Annotated in this window: 21 protein-coding genes; all 21 read right to left on the bottom strand. The window is 36.6% G+C overall.

Going from position 1 to position 23,522, the window contains the following annotated elements; all coding sequences use genetic code 11:
- Window positions 1–8: 8 nt before the first annotated feature.
- A complete protein-coding gene (locus tag AC3WSO_RS06620) occupies window positions 9–764 on the bottom strand; it encodes a lantibiotic immunity ABC transporter MutG family permease subunit (RefSeq protein WP_492529725.1) in 756 nt (251 codons plus the stop codon).
- Window positions 765–767: 3 nt separating this feature from the next.
- Window positions 768–1,496, bottom strand: coding sequence for a lantibiotic immunity ABC transporter MutE/EpiE family permease subunit (locus tag AC3WSO_RS06615; RefSeq protein ID WP_492529723.1), 729 nt, complete (start codon window positions 1,494–1,496; stop codon window positions 768–770).
- A gap of 1 nt (window position 1,497) precedes the next feature.
- On the bottom strand, window positions 1,498–2,205 hold the full coding sequence (locus tag AC3WSO_RS06610; RefSeq protein WP_492529721.1) for a lantibiotic protection ABC transporter ATP-binding protein: 708 nt from the start codon (window positions 2,203–2,205) through the stop codon (window positions 1,498–1,500).
- A gap of 461 nt (window positions 2,206–2,666) precedes the next feature.
- Window positions 2,667–3,533 (bottom strand): 2-oxoacid:ferredoxin oxidoreductase subunit beta, encoded by an 867-nt coding sequence (locus tag AC3WSO_RS06605; protein ID WP_492529719.1) that lies wholly within the window; start codon window positions 3,531–3,533, stop codon window positions 2,667–2,669.
- Window positions 3,533–5,272, bottom strand: a complete 1,740-nt coding sequence (locus AC3WSO_RS06600; RefSeq protein ID WP_492529717.1) for a 2-oxoacid:acceptor oxidoreductase subunit alpha — start codon at window positions 5,270–5,272, stop codon at window positions 3,533–3,535. The genes AC3WSO_RS06605 and AC3WSO_RS06600 overlap by 1 nt, the downstream gene beginning before the upstream one ends.
- Before the next feature lie 312 nt (window positions 5,273–5,584).
- Window positions 5,585–5,851, bottom strand: coding sequence for a stage V sporulation protein S (locus AC3WSO_RS06595; RefSeq protein WP_004224903.1), 267 nt, complete (start codon window positions 5,849–5,851; stop codon window positions 5,585–5,587).
- A gap of 759 nt (window positions 5,852–6,610) precedes the next feature.
- Window positions 6,611–7,408: a TIGR00282 family metallophosphoesterase gene (locus tag AC3WSO_RS06590; protein WP_492529715.1), complete on the bottom strand. Its 798-nt coding sequence runs from the start codon at window positions 7,406–7,408 to the stop codon at window positions 6,611–6,613.
- Window positions 7,409–7,616: 208 nt separating this feature from the next.
- Window positions 7,617–8,330, bottom strand: coding sequence for a CpsD/CapB family tyrosine-protein kinase (locus AC3WSO_RS06585; RefSeq protein WP_492529713.1), 714 nt, complete (start codon window positions 8,328–8,330; stop codon window positions 7,617–7,619).
- On the bottom strand, window positions 8,323–9,054 hold the full coding sequence (locus AC3WSO_RS06580) for a YveK family protein (protein ID WP_492529711.1): 732 nt from the start codon (window positions 9,052–9,054) through the stop codon (window positions 8,323–8,325). The genes AC3WSO_RS06585 and AC3WSO_RS06580 overlap by 8 nt, the downstream gene beginning before the upstream one ends.
- Before the next feature lie 144 nt (window positions 9,055–9,198).
- On the bottom strand, window positions 9,199–10,215 hold the full coding sequence (locus AC3WSO_RS06575; RefSeq protein ID WP_492529709.1) for a glycosyltransferase family 2 protein: 1,017 nt from the start codon (window positions 10,213–10,215) through the stop codon (window positions 9,199–9,201).
- Window positions 10,194–11,738 carry an oligosaccharide flippase family protein gene (locus AC3WSO_RS06570; protein ID WP_492529707.1) on the bottom strand — a complete coding sequence of 515 codons (1,545 nt, stop codon included), beginning with the start codon at window positions 11,736–11,738 and terminating at the stop codon, window positions 10,194–10,196. Before AC3WSO_RS06570 ends, AC3WSO_RS06575 begins: the two co-directional genes overlap by 22 nt.
- Window positions 11,739–11,780: 42 nt before the next feature.
- Window positions 11,781–12,533: a glycosyltransferase family 32 protein gene (locus AC3WSO_RS06565; RefSeq protein ID WP_492529705.1), complete on the bottom strand. Its 753-nt coding sequence runs from the start codon at window positions 12,531–12,533 to the stop codon at window positions 11,781–11,783.
- A gap of 54 nt (window positions 12,534–12,587) precedes the next feature.
- Window positions 12,588–13,496 (bottom strand): hypothetical protein, encoded by a 909-nt coding sequence (locus AC3WSO_RS06560; RefSeq protein ID WP_492529703.1) that lies wholly within the window; start codon window positions 13,494–13,496, stop codon window positions 12,588–12,590.
- Window positions 13,497–13,557: 61 nt separating this feature from the next.
- A complete protein-coding gene (locus AC3WSO_RS06555; protein WP_492529701.1) occupies window positions 13,558–14,568 on the bottom strand; it encodes an O-antigen ligase family protein in 1,011 nt (336 codons plus the stop codon).
- A 193-nt stretch (window positions 14,569–14,761) separates the two neighbouring features.
- On the bottom strand, window positions 14,762–15,532 hold the full coding sequence (locus AC3WSO_RS06550) for a tyrosine-protein phosphatase (protein ID WP_492529699.1): 771 nt from the start codon (window positions 15,530–15,532) through the stop codon (window positions 14,762–14,764).
- A 370-nt stretch (window positions 15,533–15,902) separates the two neighbouring features.
- Complete coding sequence (gene rny, locus AC3WSO_RS06545) at window positions 15,903–17,462, bottom strand: ribonuclease Y (protein ID WP_492529697.1); 1,560 nt, start codon at window positions 17,460–17,462, stop codon at window positions 15,903–15,905.
- 987 nt (window positions 17,463–18,449) lie between these two features.
- A complete protein-coding gene (recA, locus tag AC3WSO_RS06540; RefSeq protein ID WP_492529695.1) occupies window positions 18,450–19,514 on the bottom strand; it encodes a recombinase RecA in 1,065 nt (354 codons plus the stop codon).
- 322 nt (window positions 19,515–19,836) lie between these two features.
- On the bottom strand, window positions 19,837–21,093 hold the full coding sequence (locus AC3WSO_RS06535; RefSeq protein ID WP_492529693.1) for a competence/damage-inducible protein A: 1,257 nt from the start codon (window positions 21,091–21,093) through the stop codon (window positions 19,837–19,839).
- A gap of 17 nt (window positions 21,094–21,110) precedes the next feature.
- Window positions 21,111–21,689 carry a CDP-diacylglycerol--glycerol-3-phosphate 3-phosphatidyltransferase gene (gene pgsA, locus AC3WSO_RS06530; protein WP_492529691.1) on the bottom strand — a complete coding sequence of 193 codons (579 nt, stop codon included), beginning with the start codon at window positions 21,687–21,689 and terminating at the stop codon, window positions 21,111–21,113.
- 50 nt (window positions 21,690–21,739) lie between these two features.
- Entirely contained in the window at window positions 21,740–22,645 is a 906-nt protein-coding gene (locus AC3WSO_RS06525) for a helix-turn-helix domain-containing protein (protein WP_492529689.1), read from the bottom strand.
- A gap of 39 nt (window positions 22,646–22,684) precedes the next feature.
- Window positions 22,685–23,467, bottom strand: coding sequence for a DUF3388 domain-containing protein (locus AC3WSO_RS06520; RefSeq protein WP_197141989.1), 783 nt, complete (start codon window positions 23,465–23,467; stop codon window positions 22,685–22,687).
- Between the last annotated feature and the right edge of the window lie 55 nt (window positions 23,468–23,522).

Below are 23,522 nucleotides of genomic sequence, written 5' to 3'. Positions count from 1 at the left end.
TTCATTCCCTAATTCCCAGACTTTCTTCCTTCCCATTTCCAAAACCATAAACAAGAAAGGACTAATGCGAACAATGTTCCGCATACTGAAGCAATAATACCTTCCTGTAGTCCTATTTCCACCGTCGATAAGTCAACCCCTGACGCTTTCATTGTCCATAATGAAACAAAGTGACCACCCCAACCATAAGGTATAAATGACCAAATGCCATCACCTAATCCTGTGAGTAATAAGGCTACTATTAGTGATCCCACAATACCTAATCCGATTGAGGCACCTTTACCAAAATGAAGACTAACAAAAAAATGTAAAATATATAAAAATGCAAAGCTTACAAATAAAATACATCCAGCTATAAAATAAAATTGATAACCAAAAGTATCTTCATGCAAAAGTTCAATAAAACCAACACTAAAAATACCGAAGGACAGTAATATTGCTCCAAAACTAAATAACAATAACAGTAGCAACTTGCTTAAATAGGACACTATTTTTGTTTTAGTAGCTGTTAGCATCCCCTGAAAATGCCCTGCATTTGCTTCTTGCTCCGCTGCCATTGCACAAACTAATCCAATAATAATTGGAAACCCACACGAAAGAGCCTGAAAATAACCGGATATTTTCCAAGCAAAATTCCATGGTGAATATGAATAGTACGCTAAAAACAGCCCAGAAATAATAATCGGTACAAGGAGATGAATTAGTAAAAATGGCGTTCTTTTTACTTTAAGAAACTCTGCTCTCAGTAATCTTAACATTACCATGAACTATTTCGCCTCCCTTTTTTGAAACCAACGTGCAGTAAGGAAGCTGATTAAAGCAAACCATGTTAAAGCAATTAATATACCTGGAACCATAACCGACATGCTTAATAACGGGCTACCTTCAGGCACTGGCAGTCCATTTGGTAAAATCTCTAATGTTGGACATATTAGTCTTGCTGTAATGGCGTAAGGAACACTATACCAAAAATCCCCATTTGAAAACGCAATCATACCAGCAATATTACCGACTAAATTTATAAAAATAGCCGTATAAGTTCCTAAACTTGCTGCAAGGAATAAACAAAGTGGAATTTGCCATAAAAACGTTACAAAAATTAATAAACTACCCGTAAGACTATTAATGAAAGAAAAGCTATTGCCAAAAAGTATTCCACCAGCAGTAATCCCTGCAAAGAAAATAAGTGTAATTAATAACAACCAGGCACTACATGCAAGTATTTTGCCATACCAAATCTTCTTCAGATCAATCGGCATTGCGAGTATACTATGATATTTCAATTTAGCATCTTTTTCCACCACTATTGCACAACATATCGTCAGAGCACCTGGTAAGAGCATTGTATACCACCAATTATAAGCACCCTTTTGAAAAAAGCTTCCTCCCATTAATAATGCAGTTAGTACTATCGCCACTATGGGTGCTAGCCAAACTAATTTAACAATAAAAGTCTTTTTCCATTTTAATCTTTCAGCATTCATAATTGAAATCATGTTACATGCCTACCTTTCTATGAGCAGACACTACTTGCATAAATAATGATTCTAATTCCTGACCTTGTGGGGCAACTCCCTGATAACCTAATTTCCCTCCTGCAATGATGCCAATTTCATCAACAACCTGCTCTACCTCTGACAGGATGTGGCTAGATAAAATGACTGTAATCCCTTGCTCAGGGAAAGATCGAATCAGCTTTCGAAGTTCTTGAATGCCGATAGGATCGAGACCATTTGTCGGCTCATCAAGAATTAAAAGCTTCGGATAGTTTAATAGCGCAATAGCTATTCCTAGACGTTGTTTCATCCCTAACGAAAACTGTCCTGCTCGTTTTTTTCCTGTATTGGTCAAGTCTACGATTCTTAATACTTCGTCAATACGTGACTGCGGCAATCCGAGGGCAATCGTTCGAACCTTAAGATTTTCTCTTGCCGTTAAATTTTCATATAAAGGTGGTGTTTCAATTAATACACCCATGTCTTTTAAATCATTACGATTCCATTCATGTCCATTAAAAAGTATCTTTCCTGCATTCGGACGCAGCATACCCGTAATCATTTTTAAGGTTGTCGATTTCCCCGCACCATTTGGACCAAGTAAACCATACACAGTATTGCGAGGTATCGTTAACGACAGATCCTCTACAATTTTTTGCCCCTTAAAGCCTTTACTAAGATTTTCTGTTTGTAAAATAATATCTTCCATTTATAATCATCTTCCTTTCGATGATTATAGTGTAAAAAATGATTATAAGGATTTTATAAGGATAGCGAAATTTTTGTGGAGCATCACTAAGAATATCAATTTGGTCAAGGCTTGTGAATGTTGTGAAGCTTTAAATAAACGAAATCCACGATATAGCAGGACTTTTTCTCCATTCCAAAAGTGAACACTATGACTACTCACCAAAACCAAACAGAATTGCTTGTTACAGTGAAGAGATTTACATTTGCTGTCGCTTTACTTTCGCACAGATAAACATAATTGCCGAAGTTTAGCATAAAGTGGCATGCCAAAAGATACACACTAAATGAACCCTCGCTTTGCAGAAGAGCCATATTTATTTATAGGTCATATTAATTCCATTGACATAACAGTCTTTCAAAAACACAAAAAGCATTTGGAGGAATCCCAAATGCTTTTTATCATGTTGTATAAAATTTGATTTACATAAATTCTTTCACTAATTTATTAAAATCATTTTCGCTCATATTAATATCAATATCTGTTAATGGTAGCTCTGAGTAGCCTGGTACTTTTTCTTGATATGATGCTGTTTCCGTATCTTGATAAATAATACCTGTTACTAAACCTTCATGCTCCATCACTGTACGCATTGCCATAGCACGGTCAGCATTGTCATAGCCCTCGATATCAGCAAGCTTCGTTAAGTTTTCTTTAAACCAATCATACGTATTCACTTTGTTATACGTAACACATGGTGAGAATACGTTGATGAATGAGAAGCCTTTATGATTAATGCCCGCTTCAATTAAAGCTGTTAACTCTTTAATATCTGTTGAGAAGCCTTGTGCCACAAATGTAGCTCCACTAGTTAAAGCGACTTCTAACGGTTTTAGTGAAGGTTCAATCGCACCACCTGGCGTAGATTTTGTAATAAATCCTGCAGCAGAACGTGGAGATGTTTGCCCCTTTGTTAAACCATAAATTTGGTTATCCATAACAACGTATGTGATGTCAATATTTCGACGGATGGAATGGATTGTATGACCCATACCAATCGCAAAGCCATCTCCGTCACCGCCAGAAGCAATAACGTTTAAATTACGGTTAGCCATTTTCAAACCTTGTGCAATTGGTAATGCACGGCCATGAATACCGTGGAAACCGTAAGAATTAATGTAACCTGAAATACGACCAGAACAGCCGATCCCAGAAATAACTGCTAGTTCGTTTGGTTCGATACCAACGTTAGCAGCGGCGCGCTGAATCGCTGCTTGTACAGAGAAGTCACCACAGCCTGGGCACCAGTTTGGTTTCACTGTATTACGAAAATCCTTAAATGTTGCCATTAGCGAGTCAACTCCTTCACACGATTTTCTAATTCACCTGGCAAGAATGGTGTACCATTATATTTTGTGATCGTCTCGATTTTATCGTGACCACCAATATTCATCTTCATAATATTTGCTAATTGACCTGTGTAGTTATTTTCTACAACGATTACTTTTTTCGCTTTTGCTACAAGTGGTGCAACTTCAGCAGATGGGAATGGATGAATTAAACGAATATGTGCATGATTCACTTTCATACCTTGAGCATTTAATCGTTCTTGTACTTCTTCAATAGCTCCACGTGTTGAGTTAAAGCCGACTAATAAAATATCCGCTTCTTCATGTGGCGCATTTGAAAATACCGGATTATCAAATTTCAATGCCGCTAGCTTACGGAAACGTTTATCCATTTGCACTTGACGGTTACCAGTTGCTTCAGATGGCTTACCTGTTTCATCGTGCTCAACCCCCGTTACATGGTGAATACCGTTTAATGTACCCGGCAGCACACGCGGTGAAATACCGTCTTCTGTATTCTCATAACGTTTGAAGTATGCTTTATCAGCTGCTTCTTCAATGTCGTCAGTAACAATTTTACCGCGGCGAATTTCAATTTTATTATAATCGAATGGCTCTACAGATTGTTTTCCTAGAGATAATTGTAAGTCAGTCATTAAAATAACTGGTAATTGTAATTCCTCCGCAATGTTAAACGCTTGTATTGTGTCAAAGAATGCTTCCTCCATTGTAGAAGGTGCAATCACCACTTTAGGAATTTCACCATGCGTACCATATAACATCGCCATTAAATCTGATTGCTCTTGTTTTGTTGGTAACCCTGTTGATGGACCACCACGTTGTGTGTCAACAACTACTAGTGGCTGCTCTGTCATACCTGAAAGACCAATTGCTTCCATCATTAATGAAAGACCAGGACCAGCTGAAGCTGTAAAGGCACGAACACCACCAAAGTTTGCCCCAATTGCCATTGTCGCTGCAGCAATTTCGTCTTCTGTTTGAATAACCGTACCACCGAAATTCGGTAATTTTTTTATAAGGTATTCCATAATCTCAGAAGCTGGTGTAATTGGGTAAGCTGACATTAAGCGTGTCCCAGCTGCAAGTGCACCAAGTGCTATTGCATCGTTCCCAATCATGAACATACGGCGTTTACCATCTGCTGGTGCTAAAGCCCATTCACCTACACGATCGCCTAAAAGCTCATTCATTAATTCACGGCCGCGTGTAATGGCTTCCATGTTTTTCTGAACAACTTCTTCACCTTTTCTGCCAAATATATCATCTACAACATTTTGGAACACTTCGTCCTCTAAATTTAGCAATGAAGCTGTTGCCCCGATTGCCACCATATTTTTCATCAACGAAGTGCCAAGCTCTGCAGCCACTTCTGTAAAAGGTACCGCAAATAATGGTGCTTTTGAATCTTCTGGCTTCACTGGATCAAATTTTGCATCTGCTAAAATAATGCCTTTTTCTGTTAACTCTTTATAATTGACGTCGATTGTTTCTTGGTCGAACGCTACTAAAATATCTAAATCATCCGCAATTGAACGTACTTCTGTTGGACGAACTGTAATTTTATTATTCGTATGGCCACCTTTAATTCGAGAAGAGAAATGACGATAACCGTATAGGAAGTAGCCTAAACGATTCATTGCCATTGAGAAAATTTCCCCTGTACTTTCAATCCCTTCACCTTGTTGCCCACCGACTTTCCATGAAAGCTGATGTAACATGTCAACAACTCCTTAGATCCAATGTATATACTATTATTTTTCCTTCATAAGTTTAACACGAAGAAACGGTCTGCACTATTGTTATTACGCGATTTCAGCGAAATTCAGACCTTTGACTGAAAATGGCGTTCATAAAGTTGTAATTTTCAAATCAATTTAGTTTAAAAAATTAATGTGCTGATTTCAAGTGACATTTAACATGTTTGTATGTAGAGCATGTGGGATTCTCTTCCTGATATCCTTATTGTCTATATAAACGCAAAAATGCCTTGCAGCTTATTATGTGCAAGGCATTTTACTTCAATTACTTTTTTATCGAATACGTTTTTCCACAAGAAGCTTTAAGGCTGTACGTTCCTCACCAGCAATTAAAATATCGGCAAACGCCGGTGCGCAAATTAAATCTGTGCCACTTGGCGCTACAAATCCGCGTGCAATGGCCACTGCTTTCACGGCTTGGTTAAGTGCACCTGCCCCAACTGCCTGCATTTCTGCTTGCCCTTTTTCTCTGATTACCGCGACTAATGCACCTGCAACTGAATTTGGATTAGAGCGTGATGATACTTTTAATGAATCCACAATTATTCCTCCCCGTTTCGCGAATAGTGTTTACGCTCAACAACTCATGTCCCCCTTTTGGACCTCAAGTTATTGTCGATAGGTCATTTTATGCTCGACGAGAAGGAAATAGACTATTTTCATTTCTTATATATCAAAACAATCTAAAAAGACTGATAATTACTGAAAAAAAATTACTTTGTCATTGAAATAAAGGCGCCATAATAATTAACTTAGGGCTCCTTAGTAAAACGTAAAATGATTTCCGTTCCAGGCTACTCGCTTTCCTGTGGGCGGGAGTCGAGTAGCCTTCCACTGCAATCAACAATAGTATAGAACTTTTATAAAATTTAAGTATTTTAAAAGTGAACCTTAATGGTTACTCTCTTCAGAATAGAAACTTAAAACAGTTAAGGTGATTGTATATATGTCGTTGCTGTCGCTTCGCTTTCGCACAAATAACGCATCTTGTTGAAGCTTGATTTTATCCCTATAAATTAGATTAACATGCCAGAAAATACATGCTAAATGAAGAGGTTGATTGTAGCGGAGACTGGGCGACTCCTTGGGGATTAGCGTCACAGATGAGACCCTGGAGCGAGCATCGCGAGTGAAGCGGCTCATCGGACGCCCCCAGGAAAGCGCCTAGTCGGAGCGGAAATCACCCCCTCGTTTTGCCAAAGAGTCATATTTTATTATGATGCTTTAATTTCATTGAATTAACAAATTTTCAAAACAAAAAACTATTGTGCATTTTTTCATACACAATAGTTTCTCTTCTTATGCTTGGAACGGATAATCTTCGTTTATATACACTCGCTCACAATGACGAGCTTTTCCTGTTTTATCATCAATGTCTACAAAGAAACCACTTAACACATCGCGTCCTTTTTTAGGCACTTCAAAACGAGATGGCATATTTGTTTGGAATTTATAAATGACACTTTCCTTTGTCATCCCTAAAATTTCATCGTATGGACCTGTCATACCAACGTCCGTAATATAAGCTGTTCCATTTGGATAAATACGTGCATCAGCTGTTTGCACATGTGTATGTGTACCAACTACTGCCGAGGCCTTTCCATCTAAATGCCATCCAAGTGCAATTTTTTCACTTGTCGCTTCTGCATGAAAATCCACGAATACAAGCGGTGACGTTTTATGCGCTTCTTCGATTAATTTCTCTGCCATCGCAAACGGATCCTCATGAGGAGGTAAAAACACTCGACCGTGTAAATTAATAACAGATAGTGTTACACCGTTTTTTGAAATTTGCACCATACCTTTACCTGGTGCATCACTTGAAAAGTTTGCAGGGCGTATTAAATAATCTGCATCATCTATAAAATCAAAAATATCTTTATTATCCCAAGTGTGATTGCCCATCGTAATAACATCTACACCCATTTGCAATAGGTCATTATAAATATTACGTGTAATTCCACGTCCTGCTGCCGCGTTTTCACCATTGGCAATAACAACGTCTGTGTTATATTTTTTCTTTAAGCGTGGTAAATACTTTTCCACTGCATCTCGGCCGATTGAACCTACAATATCCCCAATAAATAAAACTTTCATTTTCATAACCACTCTTTCATTAATTAGCACCTTATATTTTACCACCAATTCAAAGTCAAACGCAAAATTATGTCTATCATGTCCAGCCAACGTATTTAACAGGTGAATTTAAATGGTCTTGAAAAAGCAGGCGCTGATACTCTTTCTGATTGTCTATAAAAAAACCTGACAAGCTATTAGGTGCTTGTCAGGCGGACGTTGCTGATTTCTATTTTCTTGTATGATAATACTGGCTCTTATATTGTTCTTTGGGCAGAGCATAGTTATTCATAACAACGCCTAATATTTTCGCTTGTGCTACTAGTAAGGAATTTTTCGCTTTGACAATACTAGATTTCTCTACTACTCCAGTATTAACAATAAGTAGTACACCATCTGTTTTATTCGCCAAAATTTGTGCATCAGTCACAGAATTAACAGGTGGCGTATCAAAGAGGATTACATCATAATAAGCTATCATTTTTTCTATTAACGTATCCATCATTTCTGAAGAAAGAAGCTCTACAGGATTAGGTGGGATTGGTCCACTAGTGAGGACAAATAATCCTTCTATAGACGTTTCTTGTATCGCTTCGCTCAACGTGTCATTTTGTATCAATACACTTGATAGACCTGAAATATTAAGCAATTCAAATGTATAGTGAATAGCAGGTCTTCGCATATCAGCATCCACTAATAAAACTTTTTTACCTTCTTGAGCAAAAACAATCGCAATATTTGCTGCATTTGTTGTCTTTCCTTCACCGGGGATTGATGATGTCACTAAAATTGTTTTACACGATAAATTAGGGAGTGCAAATTTTAAATTTGTTCTAATTGTTCGAAACTGCTCAGAAATAATAGAAGTTGTGTGTACGTTAGTCAATAGTTTCCGTTGCATCATCGCTAATGCTTTCTTTTTTTTATTTTTCATTTTAAACATTATGTGACTCGTCCCCTCTTCTAGTAGAGATAGATCCTCTTCCTTCTTTTATTGAACTTACGAATCCTAATATCGGTAAATTTAATAGTTCTTCAATTTCTTGCTCTGTCTTTATTGTTGAATCGAAAAATTCTACACTAAATGCAATGCCTGTTCCTAAAAGTAGTCCAAGCAGACCAGAAATCGCAATGTTTAGAATTTTTCTCGGTTTCACTGATTGTGGGTCATCAGCTAACTTAGCTACTGAAAGAATATTGATATTATCTACGTTCATCAGTTTTAGAATATCTTCTTTAAAGACATCTATTATCGTATTGGCAATCTCCACCGCTCGTGCTGGTTTTTCATCAAGAATCTTTATAGAAACTACTTGTGATTGGCTTTCATTATTGACCGTAATTTTTTCTGCTAATTGTTCAGGAGATACTTCTAATTTCAACTCTTCAATTACTTTTGATAGAATAGCTGGGCTTTTTATAATGACATTATACGTATTAATTAATTGTAAATCTGTCTCAATTGAATACGCACCCGTATACATTTGTTGTTGATCCGTATTTTTTTGGTTGATTAATATTTGAGTTTCAGCCTGATATACGGGTGTGATGACATAATAACTAACATAAGCAGCCAATGCCATCGCGATTACGATTATCGAAAGAATAAGAAGTATACGTTTTCGTAAGATTTGTATTATCGCCTTTACTTGAATAGAATTCTCCATCGAATATATCTCCTTCCCCTAAACTTGTGTAATGGAGTGTGATATTCATAGTTAATTGTTATAGTAGCTAGTAAAATGAAATAATCAATTATATATTTATTATATAAATTTATGTTCTATGTTATTCCTAATACATCAAGTAATTCATTTTTTCCTCATAGATAAAAAAATGAAAAATGCTAGCGTAGATACAGCATTTTTTTTCAACAGTTGATAATAGAGCTTCTTTTTCAATGAAAAGTTTATTGGGTTTAACTCGAGAACATAAGGGTAGTCATCAACAAAACTGACTATTTCTTCTTTAATCTCTTTTAATAAATAGAGCCCCTTATATGGGGAACTCTGCATGTGAAGTGTTAAATTTACTAAACCCGAAAATACATATCCATTAAAGCTAGTTTCAATGGATGTAAAAATATTTTCAGCTACTAATGTTTCACGAATACGTTCATAGATTACATCATATTTTTCTCGCTCATTCTTACGGTAGCTTCTCGTTAATGATTGCTGTGGTAACACATTGTAATGATAAAGCTGCTGAGGCACATAACAAATTGTCGTACTCTTTGTGATCGCTTTTGTTATGAATAAAACATCTTCAGAAAAATTTATATCCTCTTCAAAACGAATTCCAAATTGATCAAGAAAGGCTTTAGAATACAATTTGCAGCAAGCAAAACCGAAATGTTTTTCATGAAATTCAGTAAATAGTAAATGCAAACATTTCTGAGAGTCAAAAAGTTCATTTGCAGTCGACGGATAGTTCAGACGATTGCCATCATTTTTTCCATCTACAAAAACATCACATTTAGCTATTTCAGTTTCTGTTTCTTGAATAGCACTATATAATCGTTCCAACATAGATGACTCTATCCAATCATCCGCATCGACAAACGTAACGTATTGACCTCTTGCCTCGTTAATCCCTATATTTCTTGCATGACTAACCCCACCGTTTGATTTATTATGAATGATTATTCGCGGATCTTGTAAGGCCAATTGATGTAAAATAGAAAGAGAATCGTCAGTACTGCCGTCATTAATCGCAATAATTTCGATTGGCTTTAACGTTTGTTGGCAAATACTTGCTAGACATTTCTTTAAATACGGTGCTGCGTTATATACCGGTATAATAACAGTTACGAGGATTTCTGACCCCAAAATTTCACCCCTCCAGCTAGGCTGAGCATTTTCATTTTTCCAATTAAATAGTTTCGATCAGAAGTAGTAATTCCAAATACGAACAAAGATATACCGAAAATCATACTGTATAAGGCAATATACAGCGCTAGAATGTACCAAGTATTTGAAAGTGGGAAAACAATTAGTATGCCTTTCATTAAAAGAGACGCAATAACAATAGCTACGAAAATCTTACTAATGCGTATCCAAAATTTTTTAATAGTTAGTTGTATTTTTTTTGCATAGTAAACATTCATAATAAATACATTCCCAATAAATAACGATACCGCGGTTATGATCGCTGTTCCAATAACCCCGAAAAAATAGATGGCAGGAATAGATAGTATAATATTTGTGCTAGCAAGTGTAATTAATAATACCGTTCGAAACTTAAACATGTTTTTTGCCTTTAACACACTCAGACCTATATTTTGAATTAAATCGACTGAAAAAGGCAACATGATGATCAGTACAATCGGATAAACGATTAAATATTCATCACCTATCCATAATGAGATAAAAGTTTTGCCAAATAAAAAAAAGCCACTTAGTACATATCCAAGAATCATTAGCTGAATGGCGCCAACATTGACAAATAACCGATTAATCTCCATTAGACCTTCCGGTTGTGTCACCAACATTGAAATCTTTGGCAAATACAAATCACTTATGGCAAGTGCTAGTGCCATAAAAATCATAATAAATTGTATAGCAATTGCATAAATAGCTACATCTCCCGTACCTTTCATAATCCCCAGTAATACTTGGTCAGTTTGCCAATAAATTTTATCCACTATGACTGTCACAAACAAAAAAAATGAATAGACAAATATTTCTTTTATAAGGCCTGAATTATAACCAGAAAAGATAAATCGTACTTTTAAAGTTTTCAAACAAATAATAGAATTTATTATTAATACACATACATTTAAGCTAGCTATAATATAAACCATCCCCACTGCATCAGCATCTTGTAACAAGAAAAATAGCATTAGTAATGGTTGTACTATTACTTTTATAAATGAAGTTAACTTAATCAGTATGAATTTTTCATAGGCTTGAAGTATTGAAGAGAAAACACTTAATGGAAATTGTAAAGAAAAGCTTACGGTCATCACCATCACCATTACTTTTGCCTTTTCGATTTGTAATGAAGATAAACTTTGTCCAAAAATTGTCTCGACTTGGAAATACACGAAACAACCAATCGCAAGTGTAAACACACCTATTATCGAAAAAAGTCGCAGAAAAAAGCCATTTAATCTAGCTTCCGTCTCCTTATCACCGACTACTCGATTATTAGAAATATAACGAATAATTGCATTCCCTAAACCAAAATCTAATATAGTTAAATATCCAACAAAAACTGTAATTAATGTATATAATCCGTATTCTTCTTGACCAAGAATTCGAATCATAATAGGGGTAAACACAATTGCTACTATAAAGGTACAAACAATAGATAAGTAAGAGAGAATAGCACCCATCCGAATTTCCTTCATTAGTCCACCTTGCCTCCACTTGTCCTTTTATAGATTACATTTTTACTCGACTATCTTTATACCATTTAATTTTTTACGTGTTTTATTTAACTGATCAAAAGCATTCGGTCCAAATAATTTATTGATAGCATATTTATAACGCATTACTTTTTTATGTCGTTTTTTTTGTTGCTCTGACAACCATGAACCATTAAAGTGATGGATCGTAAAAGTATTAACAGTTTGGTTAATCGTTCCTGATTCGAAGTCCTTGGCACAAAAATATTCAAATGGATATATGTGTAGATCGTCATCCAATTGCCTATGTTGGTTGGACTCTGTAAATCCATATATTTCTCTCGTTAGATTCGTAATGATAACAGTATTTGTTTGTTGACCTTGTTCCGTATAGAAGCTTTTATCTTCATAATAATCCAGCAGTAACTTAATCCATGGGTGCCCCTTTACAGCCCCCATTGTACCAGTTACACATGTATCACTATTTTCTCCGCCAGTAAATGCTTGATGAGATAAAAAAGGGTTTAACGATTGCACAACTTCTACATCTGAATCCAAGTAAATGCCACCTTGTGTATATAGTGCATATAACCTTACATAATCAGCTACATATGCATATTTTTTTGATTCGTAGGCTTCTTGTACAAATTGATTGGATTGAATATCAAATGATTTTTCATTCCATTCAATTAGTTCATAGTCAGGCATTAATTTTTTCCAGGAGGCAATACACGCTTCAACTACCTGCGGATACGGATTTTCGCCAAACCAACAGAAGTGAATTTTTTTAGGGATCATTATACAATTTCCTTTCTGTTATCCAAATAAATGAACGGCATATCACATATCAAACTATTCTATTACTAACTTGATAAACTCTATCAGTTTTACCCTATCTAGCAATAGGTTCCACTCTAAATAACTAACATCTGGTGTCACAAATTCAAAGCTATTTAAATTTGCCATCGTAAAGTTTGCTAAATTTCGGTGTAATTTAAAAAAGCGTCCTCGTGTTTTCCGTTCAAAATTGTTGACCCAAGGATAATCGGTCGTAACAATTTTCAAATCTAATGCGCAGTACTCAAGGAGCTTAGTTGAAGCTTGTAAATTGAAAGGGTACACATCAGGCATATAATTCAGCCCATATTCAGCTTTTGACGCTAGAAGAGGAACTTCATGATAAGGAAGTGATCCTGAAAAGATAATATTTTTATAGTTCTTGAAAGATTTATATAATTCATTTGTTGGATTTCCTATTAATAAAATCGTGTTATCCTTTAAAGTTGTCGTAAAAGGCTTTAGCGCATCGGCGGTACCTCTTTCGGTTCCCATTGCGCCGACATATACAAAATCGTATTCTTTTTTTGATGTTTTTATGAAAAAGTCTTTTGATATACCCATATCTCGATGAATTTTTGGAACATTGTCCTTCATCTTAAAATCCTTTTCCACAAGTTCATTCAAAAATACGCGACCATGTGGTTTAACATTACAAGTCTTTTTTACAAAATTTTTCAACATCGGAAAATGACCAGTTGATAACGAATTATATTCATGAATAATCTTTGTCTCTCTTGAATGTTTTTTTATATCTAAACCAGGAAATTTCCATATTAAATCTATATTGGTTTTTGGAATTTCATTTATCTCCGCTGTTAAAATGGTGATGGCTTCAATATTATCCTGCTGATTTAAATATGCTACATATGCTGAGAGTTCTGGTAAAAATGATTTTCCGTTGTTGACAAATCCAATCTTCAAATAGATGATTCCCCCTTCTTACAACTGCTAATTTTCATTTAAAATGGTCTGTCTATTAATTTCACGTTTTATTCATATTTGAACTATTAAGTGAGAGTTTATGATGGGTAAATGAATTTCCGGAAAGAACAAATAAAACAATCATTATCGGTGTTGTATAAATAATAATTTCCGTCATTGAAAGTAAAATATAGGTGATAAGTATTAAAAATGGTAATAATTGCAGCATGTTCGTATACTTAACTTGTTTTTTAGCAAAAGAAAATGCGTTCCATACTAATGCTGCTACGAATAGTAGAAAAAATGTAACGGCCAACCAACCATACTCAGCTAGTAGGGCAATAAAGGTATTATGTGCATCCAATTGTCCAACATGATAATTTTCTCCATGGCCAAATAATGTGGAATCTTTTATGATGTTTTGCCAAATAGCCATTCGTCCATCAGATAAATCAGCCGATTTCCGCTGAAATTTCCCTACAATTTTTTGAACCGCTTCGTTTAGTAACGGAATTTTACTTGTACTAAAAATGAATGCCATACTTAGTACAAATAGAACCGTTACGAGTGCCCCCACTTTTCTAATACTTGAAGCGTTTTGAATAGCTAACAAGACCATACTCATTATGACAGCGGTTATTACTGTGATGGTAGCCGTTCTACTTTGAGTTAGTAAAATAATATAAAAAACAAAAATGAATAGGCTTACTAGAACTACGACAGGAACCTTTTTCGTAACTCCCTGAAAATATTGAATAGTCCCACCTAGTAATACAACCGCTAATAATGTCATGGCCAATCCCATCATGTTTGGGTTGCTATAAATTCCCGCAAATGCGTTGAAAACAACTCGATTCATGAAAAAAGATAAGAGTAAAATAATGAGATGCGAGAGACAAATACTAATAGCTAGCACATGTAAAGTAGCTGTTTGAAAAGAGTTATATATAATCGATAACCCTATATACATCGTAAGCATACATACAATATTCATAAGTGATTCCATATCAGAATTGGCTAAAGCACTTATTAGCCCACAAATAATAAATAAATAGAAAAATAAATCGCTCACATACATCCTGCGAATATTTGCGCTGCGATTATAAATAAAAAGGATGATCGGAAAGATGGAAAAAAAGACAGTAAAGTAAATTAGTATAGATATTTCATAAGATAATGCACTGGAGAGTAGTAATACACTCATACATATTGTTAGGATAAAAAACCGCACTTTCATCACCCTCACTATAGCTTCATTTCGTCTGTTATTTTGTGAAAAGATGCCACCATTTTCTTTCACTTATTACGATTGGCTCCGCAATTAATAGCTGCTTATTTTCTAAAATACGTTCATTGTTTTCAAGGAAAAGGTCGACCATATCCAGCTGTTTCATTTTCTCCAAGTAATCTAACCCAGCTTCGAAAAGTAATGGTAATGTAGATATATTATGGACGTCTGAACCATACGTCTGAACAAGTCTTGCTTCTATTAAATCCATTGCAAATTGTTGAATTTTTTTGCCAAAATGCCCCGCAATGCTACCTGCCGTAATTTGTGCTAATGCCCCATCACGAATGAATTGTTCAAGGAGTGCTACATTTTGTCGAATAGCTGCATTTCGCTCAGGATGTGCAATAATTGGTGTAATACCTGACGCTACTAATAACCTAATAATTTCTTTACAATAGAAAGGGATCTTTTCCGAAGGTAATTCCAGTAATAGATAGTTTGAGCTTGCCAACGTATGAAGCTGTTTAGATTTGATACACTCTAAAATATTTTCATTGATGCGCACTTCATGTCCAGGAAATAGTTTAATTGGCCATGCTCTTTTTTCTATTTCTAGCTGTAAAGTATGTACTTGATGTAATACATTTTCATATGGCACATCGTACATTGGGTGCTTGGCATGAGGGGTAGTAATAATGGCTGTTATACCTTGCATCACAGCATGTTCTAGTAATTGCAATGACTCTGAAAGTTGTTGTGGTCCATCGTCAACTCCGTATAATAAATGACTGTGAGTATCAACCATGCTCTATCATCCCCCTATTCCAATTCATCACCTAACTGTTTTTCACCAATTTAAATTTTATAAGTAGCAATTTTATTGCTGATAAATAAAGGTACTTATTGTATATATGCCTATTTTCACGATAAATATGACAGTAGCTACATACAACCAAGTTAAGAAAAATGCGCAAAAGCGCTGGAGAGGCCGAAGCAAAAGTAAACGCTCCACCACTTTTGCCCGAGGAAACGAAGCGACCTCGAGGTTGTGGCGCTTTAGCCAAGATCCTCGAGGTCGCTTTAGTTTATGTACAGGCAAAAAATCTATAGTTTTCTTAACTATAAAAAAACGTCTTTTACTCTATTTTGAGTAAAAGACGTTTTTTGTATGACAATTATTTTGCGTATTCTACGGCACGTGTTTCACGAATAACCGTTACTTTAATATGGCCTGGGTAATCAAGTTCTTCTTCAATTCGCTTACGGATATCTCTCGCTAAGCGATGTGAAGCCAAGTCATCAATTTTTTCAGGTTGTACGATAATACGGATTTCACGACCAGCTTGAATTGCAAAGGATTTTTCTACACCATCATAGCTTTCGGAAATTTCCTCTAACTTTTCTAGTCTACGGATATAGTTTTCAAGCGTCTCACTTCGAGCACCTGGACGAGCTGCTGATAACGCATCAGCTGCAGCTACTAATACGGCAATAACAGATGTTGCTTCTGTATCACCATGGTGAGAAGCAATACTGTTTATAACGACCGGATGTTCTTTGTATTTTGTAGCTAATTCCACACCGATTTCGACGTGGCTACCTTCAACTTCATGGTCAATTGCTTTACCAATATCATGTAATAAGCCTGCACGGCGAGCTAATGCTACATCTTCACCAAGTTCAGCAGCAAGTAAGCCTGCTAAATATGCGACTTCAATTGAATGTTTTAGGACGTTTTGTCCATAGCTTGTACGGTATTTCATGCGGCCTAAAATCTTCATTAAATCTGGATGTAAGTTATGAATGCCAATTTCAAATGTTGTTTGCTCTCCTGTTTCGCGGATTTGTTCATCCACTTCACGACGAGCTTTTTCCACCATTTCCTCAATTCGAGCAGGGTGAATGCGGCCATCCTGTACAAGTTTTTCAAGTGCAAGTCGAGCCGTTTCACGACGAATTGGATCAAAGCCTGATAAAATAACTGCCTCTGGAGTATCATCAATAATTAAATCTATACCTGTTAACGTTTCCAAAGTTCGAATATTACGACCTTCACGACCAATAATACGACCTTTCATTTCATCATTTGGCAAGTTCACGACAGATACTGTTGTTTCTGCAACGTGATCTGCTGCAAAACGCTGCAGTGCCAGTGATAAAATTTCACGCGCTTTTTTATCTGACTCTTCCTTCGCACGTGTCTCAGCTTCCTTCGTCATCACAGCAATATCAGTTGCTAGCTCTTTTTCTACTTCTCCTAAGATAATAGCTTTTGCTTCATCTCTAGTTAAAGCCGAAACTCTTTCTAGCTCTGTTTTTTGCGAGGCAACGAGCTCGTCCACTTTGCTTTCCATCTGTTCAATATGCTGTTGTCTTTCGCTTAGAGCTTGTTCTTTACGCTCTAAACCTGCTTCTCTCTTATTTAGAGCATCATCTTTGCGATCAAGATTCTCTTCTCTTTGCAATAAACGGTTCTCTTGTTTCTGAAGCTCAGAACGACGTTCACGAATGTCATTTTCTGCTTCAGTACGAAATTTGTGAGTTTCATCTTTGGCTTCAAGTAGTGCTTCTTTCTTCAATGCCTCCGCTTCTCGTTTTCCTTCTTCAACGATTGTTTCAGCGACATGTTTAGCACCAGTGATTTTTGAGTCATTCACTTTTTTCATGTAGATATAGCTAACAGCGGCACCAACGATGAGTCCAAGCAAAGCGGAGATGATAGTAATTGCATCCATATGAACACCTCCTCTTGCTATTTGGGTAATACAGTTTCAGTCGGCGCATACATTCATTTCACCTTGGCATAATTATGTCTCGGATTTTGAATTGTGTTCAAGTATGCACGAGGACCGAAACGATGTCGGTCATTCGGTAAAGTCACTAGACGTGGTGTTTTACCTATGCAAATTAGTTAGCCGTTTTCGCAGGATGCGAAGGTTTAAGGCGAACATTCTTATGCATCATTGTCTGTTCAAAATCTTGCCATTTGCCAGTGGCTTCAACTTCATTTACGAGATCTTTAAAAGCCCTTCCAAAATGAAGTCAAAATGTAATGTACTGCCTATTTAAAGTCATAATTCAGAAATTATACATATTTAATTGTATAGCTAGCCTCAAGCTCTGTCAAGGATAGTCGGGCATCTGTTCGCCTTTCAAAAGAAAAAAAGTCAGGCATATCCATTATGAGAATTAATTACCTATTACTTATACACTAACGTTCAATTTAACTTTTCATATTCATACGTAGAAGCAGTACTTAGGAAGTATTATTTTCTTTTGGTGGAAACTATTTATTCCCGATGCTATATCAATTTACGGTGAGGAAAATATGATCCCCACTTCCCTTTATGACGTTCAATCTATCACTTCTTTGATTCTATCCTTCGGTACCTCTTCCTATTGCCGACTCATTGCTCTGGCAATTGCCTTCATCATTAAATATATGGATATCCTAACAAATATTATACAACCACATTCCCCAGTTTGTGTAAAGAACAAATGTACTAAGCGCTCGGTTACATCTGACAAGCGCTGAAGAGTCCAAAGCAAACGTAAACGCTCCACCAATTTTGCACGAGGAATCGAAGCGACCTCGAGGATGTAACGCTTTAGCCTAGACACCGACTATGCTTTAGTTTATCCACAGGCAAAAAATCTATAGTTTTCTTAACAATAAAAAATGCATTGCTCCCACTATAAAGAGTGGGAACAATGCATTTATATTATTCATCTTCAAGAAGAAGCTTTAATTCATCATCCATTTCTTCCTCATCATCATGCGCAGCAATTGTATAAGATGATGATGCAATACCGTAAGAAGCACGGATTTTATTTGCGATGTCGTCAAGCACTGCTGGATTTTCTTTTAAATATTGTTTAGCATTTTCACGGCCTTGTCCTAGGCGCTCATCACCGTAAGCATACCAAGAACCGCTCTTTTGAACGATGTCTAGTTCAACACCTAAATCGACTGTTTCGCCCTCTTTTGAAATTCCTTCACCGTACATAATATCAACTTCAGCTGTACGGAATGGTGGCGCTACTTTGTTTTTCACAATTTTAATTTTAGTACGGTTACCCATAATGTCATTGCCTTGTTTAATGGCTTCTGCACGACGTACTTCTAAGCGAACAGAGCTGTAGAATTTAAGTGCACGACCACCAGGCGTTGTTTCTGGGTTTCCGAACATAACACCGATTTTTTCACGTATTTGGTTAATGAAGATAGCAATTGTTTTTGATTTATTAATAGCACCTGAAAGTTTACGTAAAGCCTGAGACATTAAACGCGCTTGTAAACCAACATGCGAGTCACCCATATCTCCTTCGATTTCCGCTTTCGGAACTAATGCTGCTACTGAGTCTATAACGATAATATCGATTGCGCCACTACGTACTAATGCCTCTGCAATTTCAAGCGCTTGTTCTCCTGTATCTGGTTGAGATAATAGAAGCTCATCAATATTGACACCCAATTTTTGTGCATATATTGGATCTAATGCATGCTCAGCATCGATAAACGCTGCTTGTCCACCATTTGCCTGAACCTCTGCAATGGCATGAAGCGCAACCGTTGTTTTACCTGATGATTCAGGGCCGTATACTTCAATAATACGTCCACGTGGATAACCACCTACACCTAATGCAGCATCAAGTGCTAGCGAACCACTTGAAGATGTAGCAATTTCTAAATCCGTCTTTTCGCCAAGTTTCATGATAGAACCTTTACCAAAGTTCTTTTCAATTTGTTTTAACGCCTGTTCTAAGGCTGCTTTACGATCACTCATTCATTTTCCTCCTTCGAAAACTGTTCACTGTTTTTCTCTATCTCTACTATACTTGTTTTTAAGAGAAGACGCAAGAAAAAAGCGAACGTTTATTCGTTTTTCTTCAAAATAAAAATTTGGGTAACTTTCCATCACCCAAATTTCTATTTTCAACTATATTATGGACCATCACCAAAACGTGTGGTTGATTTCCGTTCCGGCTGGGCGCTTTCCTAGGGGCGTCCAGTCTCCACTCCAATCAACTTATTTACATAGTAGACGTTTTAACAAAAGTCATCCGCAACTTTTGGTGATGAACCTATATTATGCCGGGGCAAATTGATTAACGTTTTTTAAAGCCTCTTTCTTCTAAAAGCTGCATTAAATAATGACAAGTAAATTTCGCAGCACGTAGTCGATTTGTATTACGCATGCCCGATAAATGAAGTAAGTACGTGATCGGTTTCTCATCACCAATTGCGATACCAATCCAAACCGTCCCCACTGGTTGATGATCATGGGCTGTAGGACCTGCTGCACCTGTTAATCCAATACCAATATTAGTATCAAATTTTTCACGTACAGCGCTAGCCATAGCTGCTGCACATTCACTGCTTACAATCCCGTGTGTAGTTAATAATTCTTTAGAAATACCGAGTTGCTTTATTTTAGCCTCTTCTGTATACGTAACAACGCCACCAACTAGGGCATCCCCAACACCTGGTATTTCTGCAAGTTCAGATTGAAATAATCCCGCTGTTAAACTTTCTGCCGCAGAAATTGTTAACTGATTATCTAGTAATATTTCTACTGTTTTAGAGGCTAGAGAATCATCATCTATACCGTATTGATAGTCACCTACAAGCGCTTGGATCTCTGCTACCTTTGCAGCAATAAGCTGCTGTGCTTCTTGCTCCGTTTCTGCCTTGGCAGTCACACGCAGTGTAACTTCGCCGTCAGAAGCAAGTGGCGCAACAGTTGGGTTTGTTTGCGAATCTAAAATAGCTTGGACACGTACTTCAAGCTCTGCCTCTCCAATGCCATAAAAACGCATAACATGCGATAGTATAACCCCTCCAGCATTTAACATCGCACTAAGCTTTGGCTTTGCTTCAAACTGGAACATCGGCTCAAGCTCCTTAGGTGGCCCCGGAAGCAAAATATAAGTACGCTCATCTTTCGTTAGTATCATACCAGGTGCCATACCATGATGGTTTGCAAGCACCTCACTACCTGCTAATATTAAAGCCTGCTTACGATTATTGTCCGTCATTGGACGGCCTCGCTTCGCAAAAAATTGCTCAATATATGTCAGCGCGATATCGTCAAATTCAAGAGTAACGCCAAGATGACGAGCAATCGTTTCCTTTGTTAAATCATCCTTTGTAGGTCCAAGCCCACCAGAAAAAATGATTAAATCAGCACGAGTCTCTGCAATGGAAATAGCTTCTTCTAAACGTTGTGCATTATCTCCAACTACAGTGTGATAATACACATTTATCCCTAATTCGGACAACTGACTAGAAATAAACTTTGCATTTGTGTTCGCAATCTGACCAAGCAATAACTCTGAGCCAACTGCAAGAATTTCAGCATTCATGATCCTCAAGACCTCTCTTATTTAGAATCAAGTAAGGCACGTCGGTTTAAATAGAAATAATCCCATCCTGACCATAGTGTAAAGAACAATGCAATATATAGCATAATTGCATCAAATGGAATACCAATAAGTGTAAAGATTGTATTGTGTAAAAGTGCTGCTCCGATGGCCACTATTTGGGCCCACGTTTTAATTTTACCAAGCTGGTTTGCCGCAACAACTTCTCCTTCACCTGCCAATATTAAACGAAGACCAGTTACTGCAAACTCACGGCTAATAATGATAATAATGATCCAGGCATCCGCCATATCTAGCTCTATCATTAAAATAAAAGCTGCTGAAACTAGTAATTTGTCAGCAAGCGGATCCAAAAACTTACCAAATGTTGTCACAAGATTATACTTACGTGCGTAATAACCATCCACCCAATCAGTCGCTGAAGCAAAAATAAAAATAAGTGCACCTACAAAATGATGAACAGGCATATCCGCACCGAATAGTGACATTGTTCCCCAGCCAAAATCAAACATCATAACAATGACAAAGAACGGAATAAGTAAGATTCGAGAGATGGTAATTTTATTTGGAATGTTCATTTTTCTAACACCTTTCATGATGAAAGAAAGTAGTCATCACTAGATGACTACTATTCTTTATTGAAATTGATGACGATGTTTTGCGTTACAACTTGCTGTGCATACGTTAAAGGCTCGTCATTAATGTATACCTTAGCCTGCGTTGAATTACCTAAACGGATACGAGCATAATTTTGAGATGTTGCGTCAAATTCTACTACTTCTCCTGCATTATATACACGAGTATCTGTTAGTATTTCTTGTTGCTGTTGGTTTCGAATACCGATAAATGTAGGACCTGATACTTCGATACGTATTTTAAATGTATCTGCATCTGTTAACGTATATGAAGTTGTAGCACCATCCGCTTCAACAGTCCCCGCTGAAATCGATTGCTTAACCTTTTCAGTTTCGTCAGGTGTTTCCTTTTCTGAATCTGAATCTGAATCTGTTGATTCTTGTTTGTCATTTGATTGAGCTTTTTTATTTTCTTTTTCTTTTTCTGTATCTATTGGTTTTGCTTTTGTATCGTATTGCATTTCTGGAGGCGTCTCATCTACAGCATTCGGTACTGCACTATTTTTAGACTGCATGAGTACCCAAATGACTACAATAATGACAATGATAAATAAACCAACGATTATTTTCGGCATCGCCTCCATCATTTTAGTAGAGGGGCCTTTTGAAATTTTTCTTCTACTTGGACTATTCGTCATCGATTGGCTTACTTGATTGTTTGAAGTACCTGGCAGCTCATTTTTATACGTTTCTAAAATTTCCTCTGCGTTCAAACCAACGGCGTCAGCATATTGTTTAATAAAAGCTCGTACATAAAATGAACCAGGCATGATCGAATAATTGCCCTCTTCAATACCTATTAAATAACGCTTTTGTATTTTCGTTATTTCTTGTAAATCGTCTAAACTGTAGCCTTTAGACAGTCTCGCCTCTTTCAGTCGAGTCCCTAATTCTGCCACTCAAAACACCTACTTTAACATCAATTTAAAAATTAAATCCTAAAATCCTCCAAATGAATTGGATTCGGACATCATATGGTTTTTTTCCATTATCTCATACGTAATTTCTTCATCTGGGTGATGACGTAATTCAATGATATAATCAAAATCCTCTATCCTATAATCTGAATGCTGAACAAACATGTCTGGATGCTCGACGACCTTTATGGAAGGCATATTCATCATTTCACGCACTAGTTGTAAATGACGCTCATCAGATGAACGACGTGTTACAATGCCATCTAATATAAAAATATTATTGTCACTGAATTCATCACCAGCGAGTTTATTGCGAACAGTCTGCTTAATCATTGTAGATGATAAAAAAATCCACTTTTTATTGGCACATACACTAGCCGCTACAATCGATTCAGTTTTTCCAACACGAGGCATTCCACGTATTCCTATTAGCTTATGTCCTTCTTTTTTAAATAACTCAGCCATAAAGTCAACTAAAATACCAAGTTCATCTCGGACGAAGCGGAAGGTATTTTTTTCATCTGCATCTCGAGGAATATAATGACCGTGCCTTATAGCTAAACGATCACGGAGTTTAGGTTGTCGAAATTTGGTAACGTTAATATGTTCCATTGTCGAAACAATTGTACGAAAACGCTCAATTGTCTCATCGTTGTCTGTATGCACTAACATACCACGTCGATCCTCATCGACACCATTTATTGAAATAATATTGACACGAAGCATCCCTAAAAGTGAAGCAATATCTCCTAATAATCCAGGGCGATTCACCTGAATTTCATATTCAAAGTACCAATCGCTCAAACACACTCGTTCCCTTCCTATTAGTTAACGTAAAAAATCCCTTATAAGTTCCATC

The sequence above is a fragment of the Lysinibacillus sp. EB106-09-02-XG168 genome, from assembly GCF_058791475.1.
This window is presented reverse-complemented; position numbering and strand designations above follow the sequence as displayed.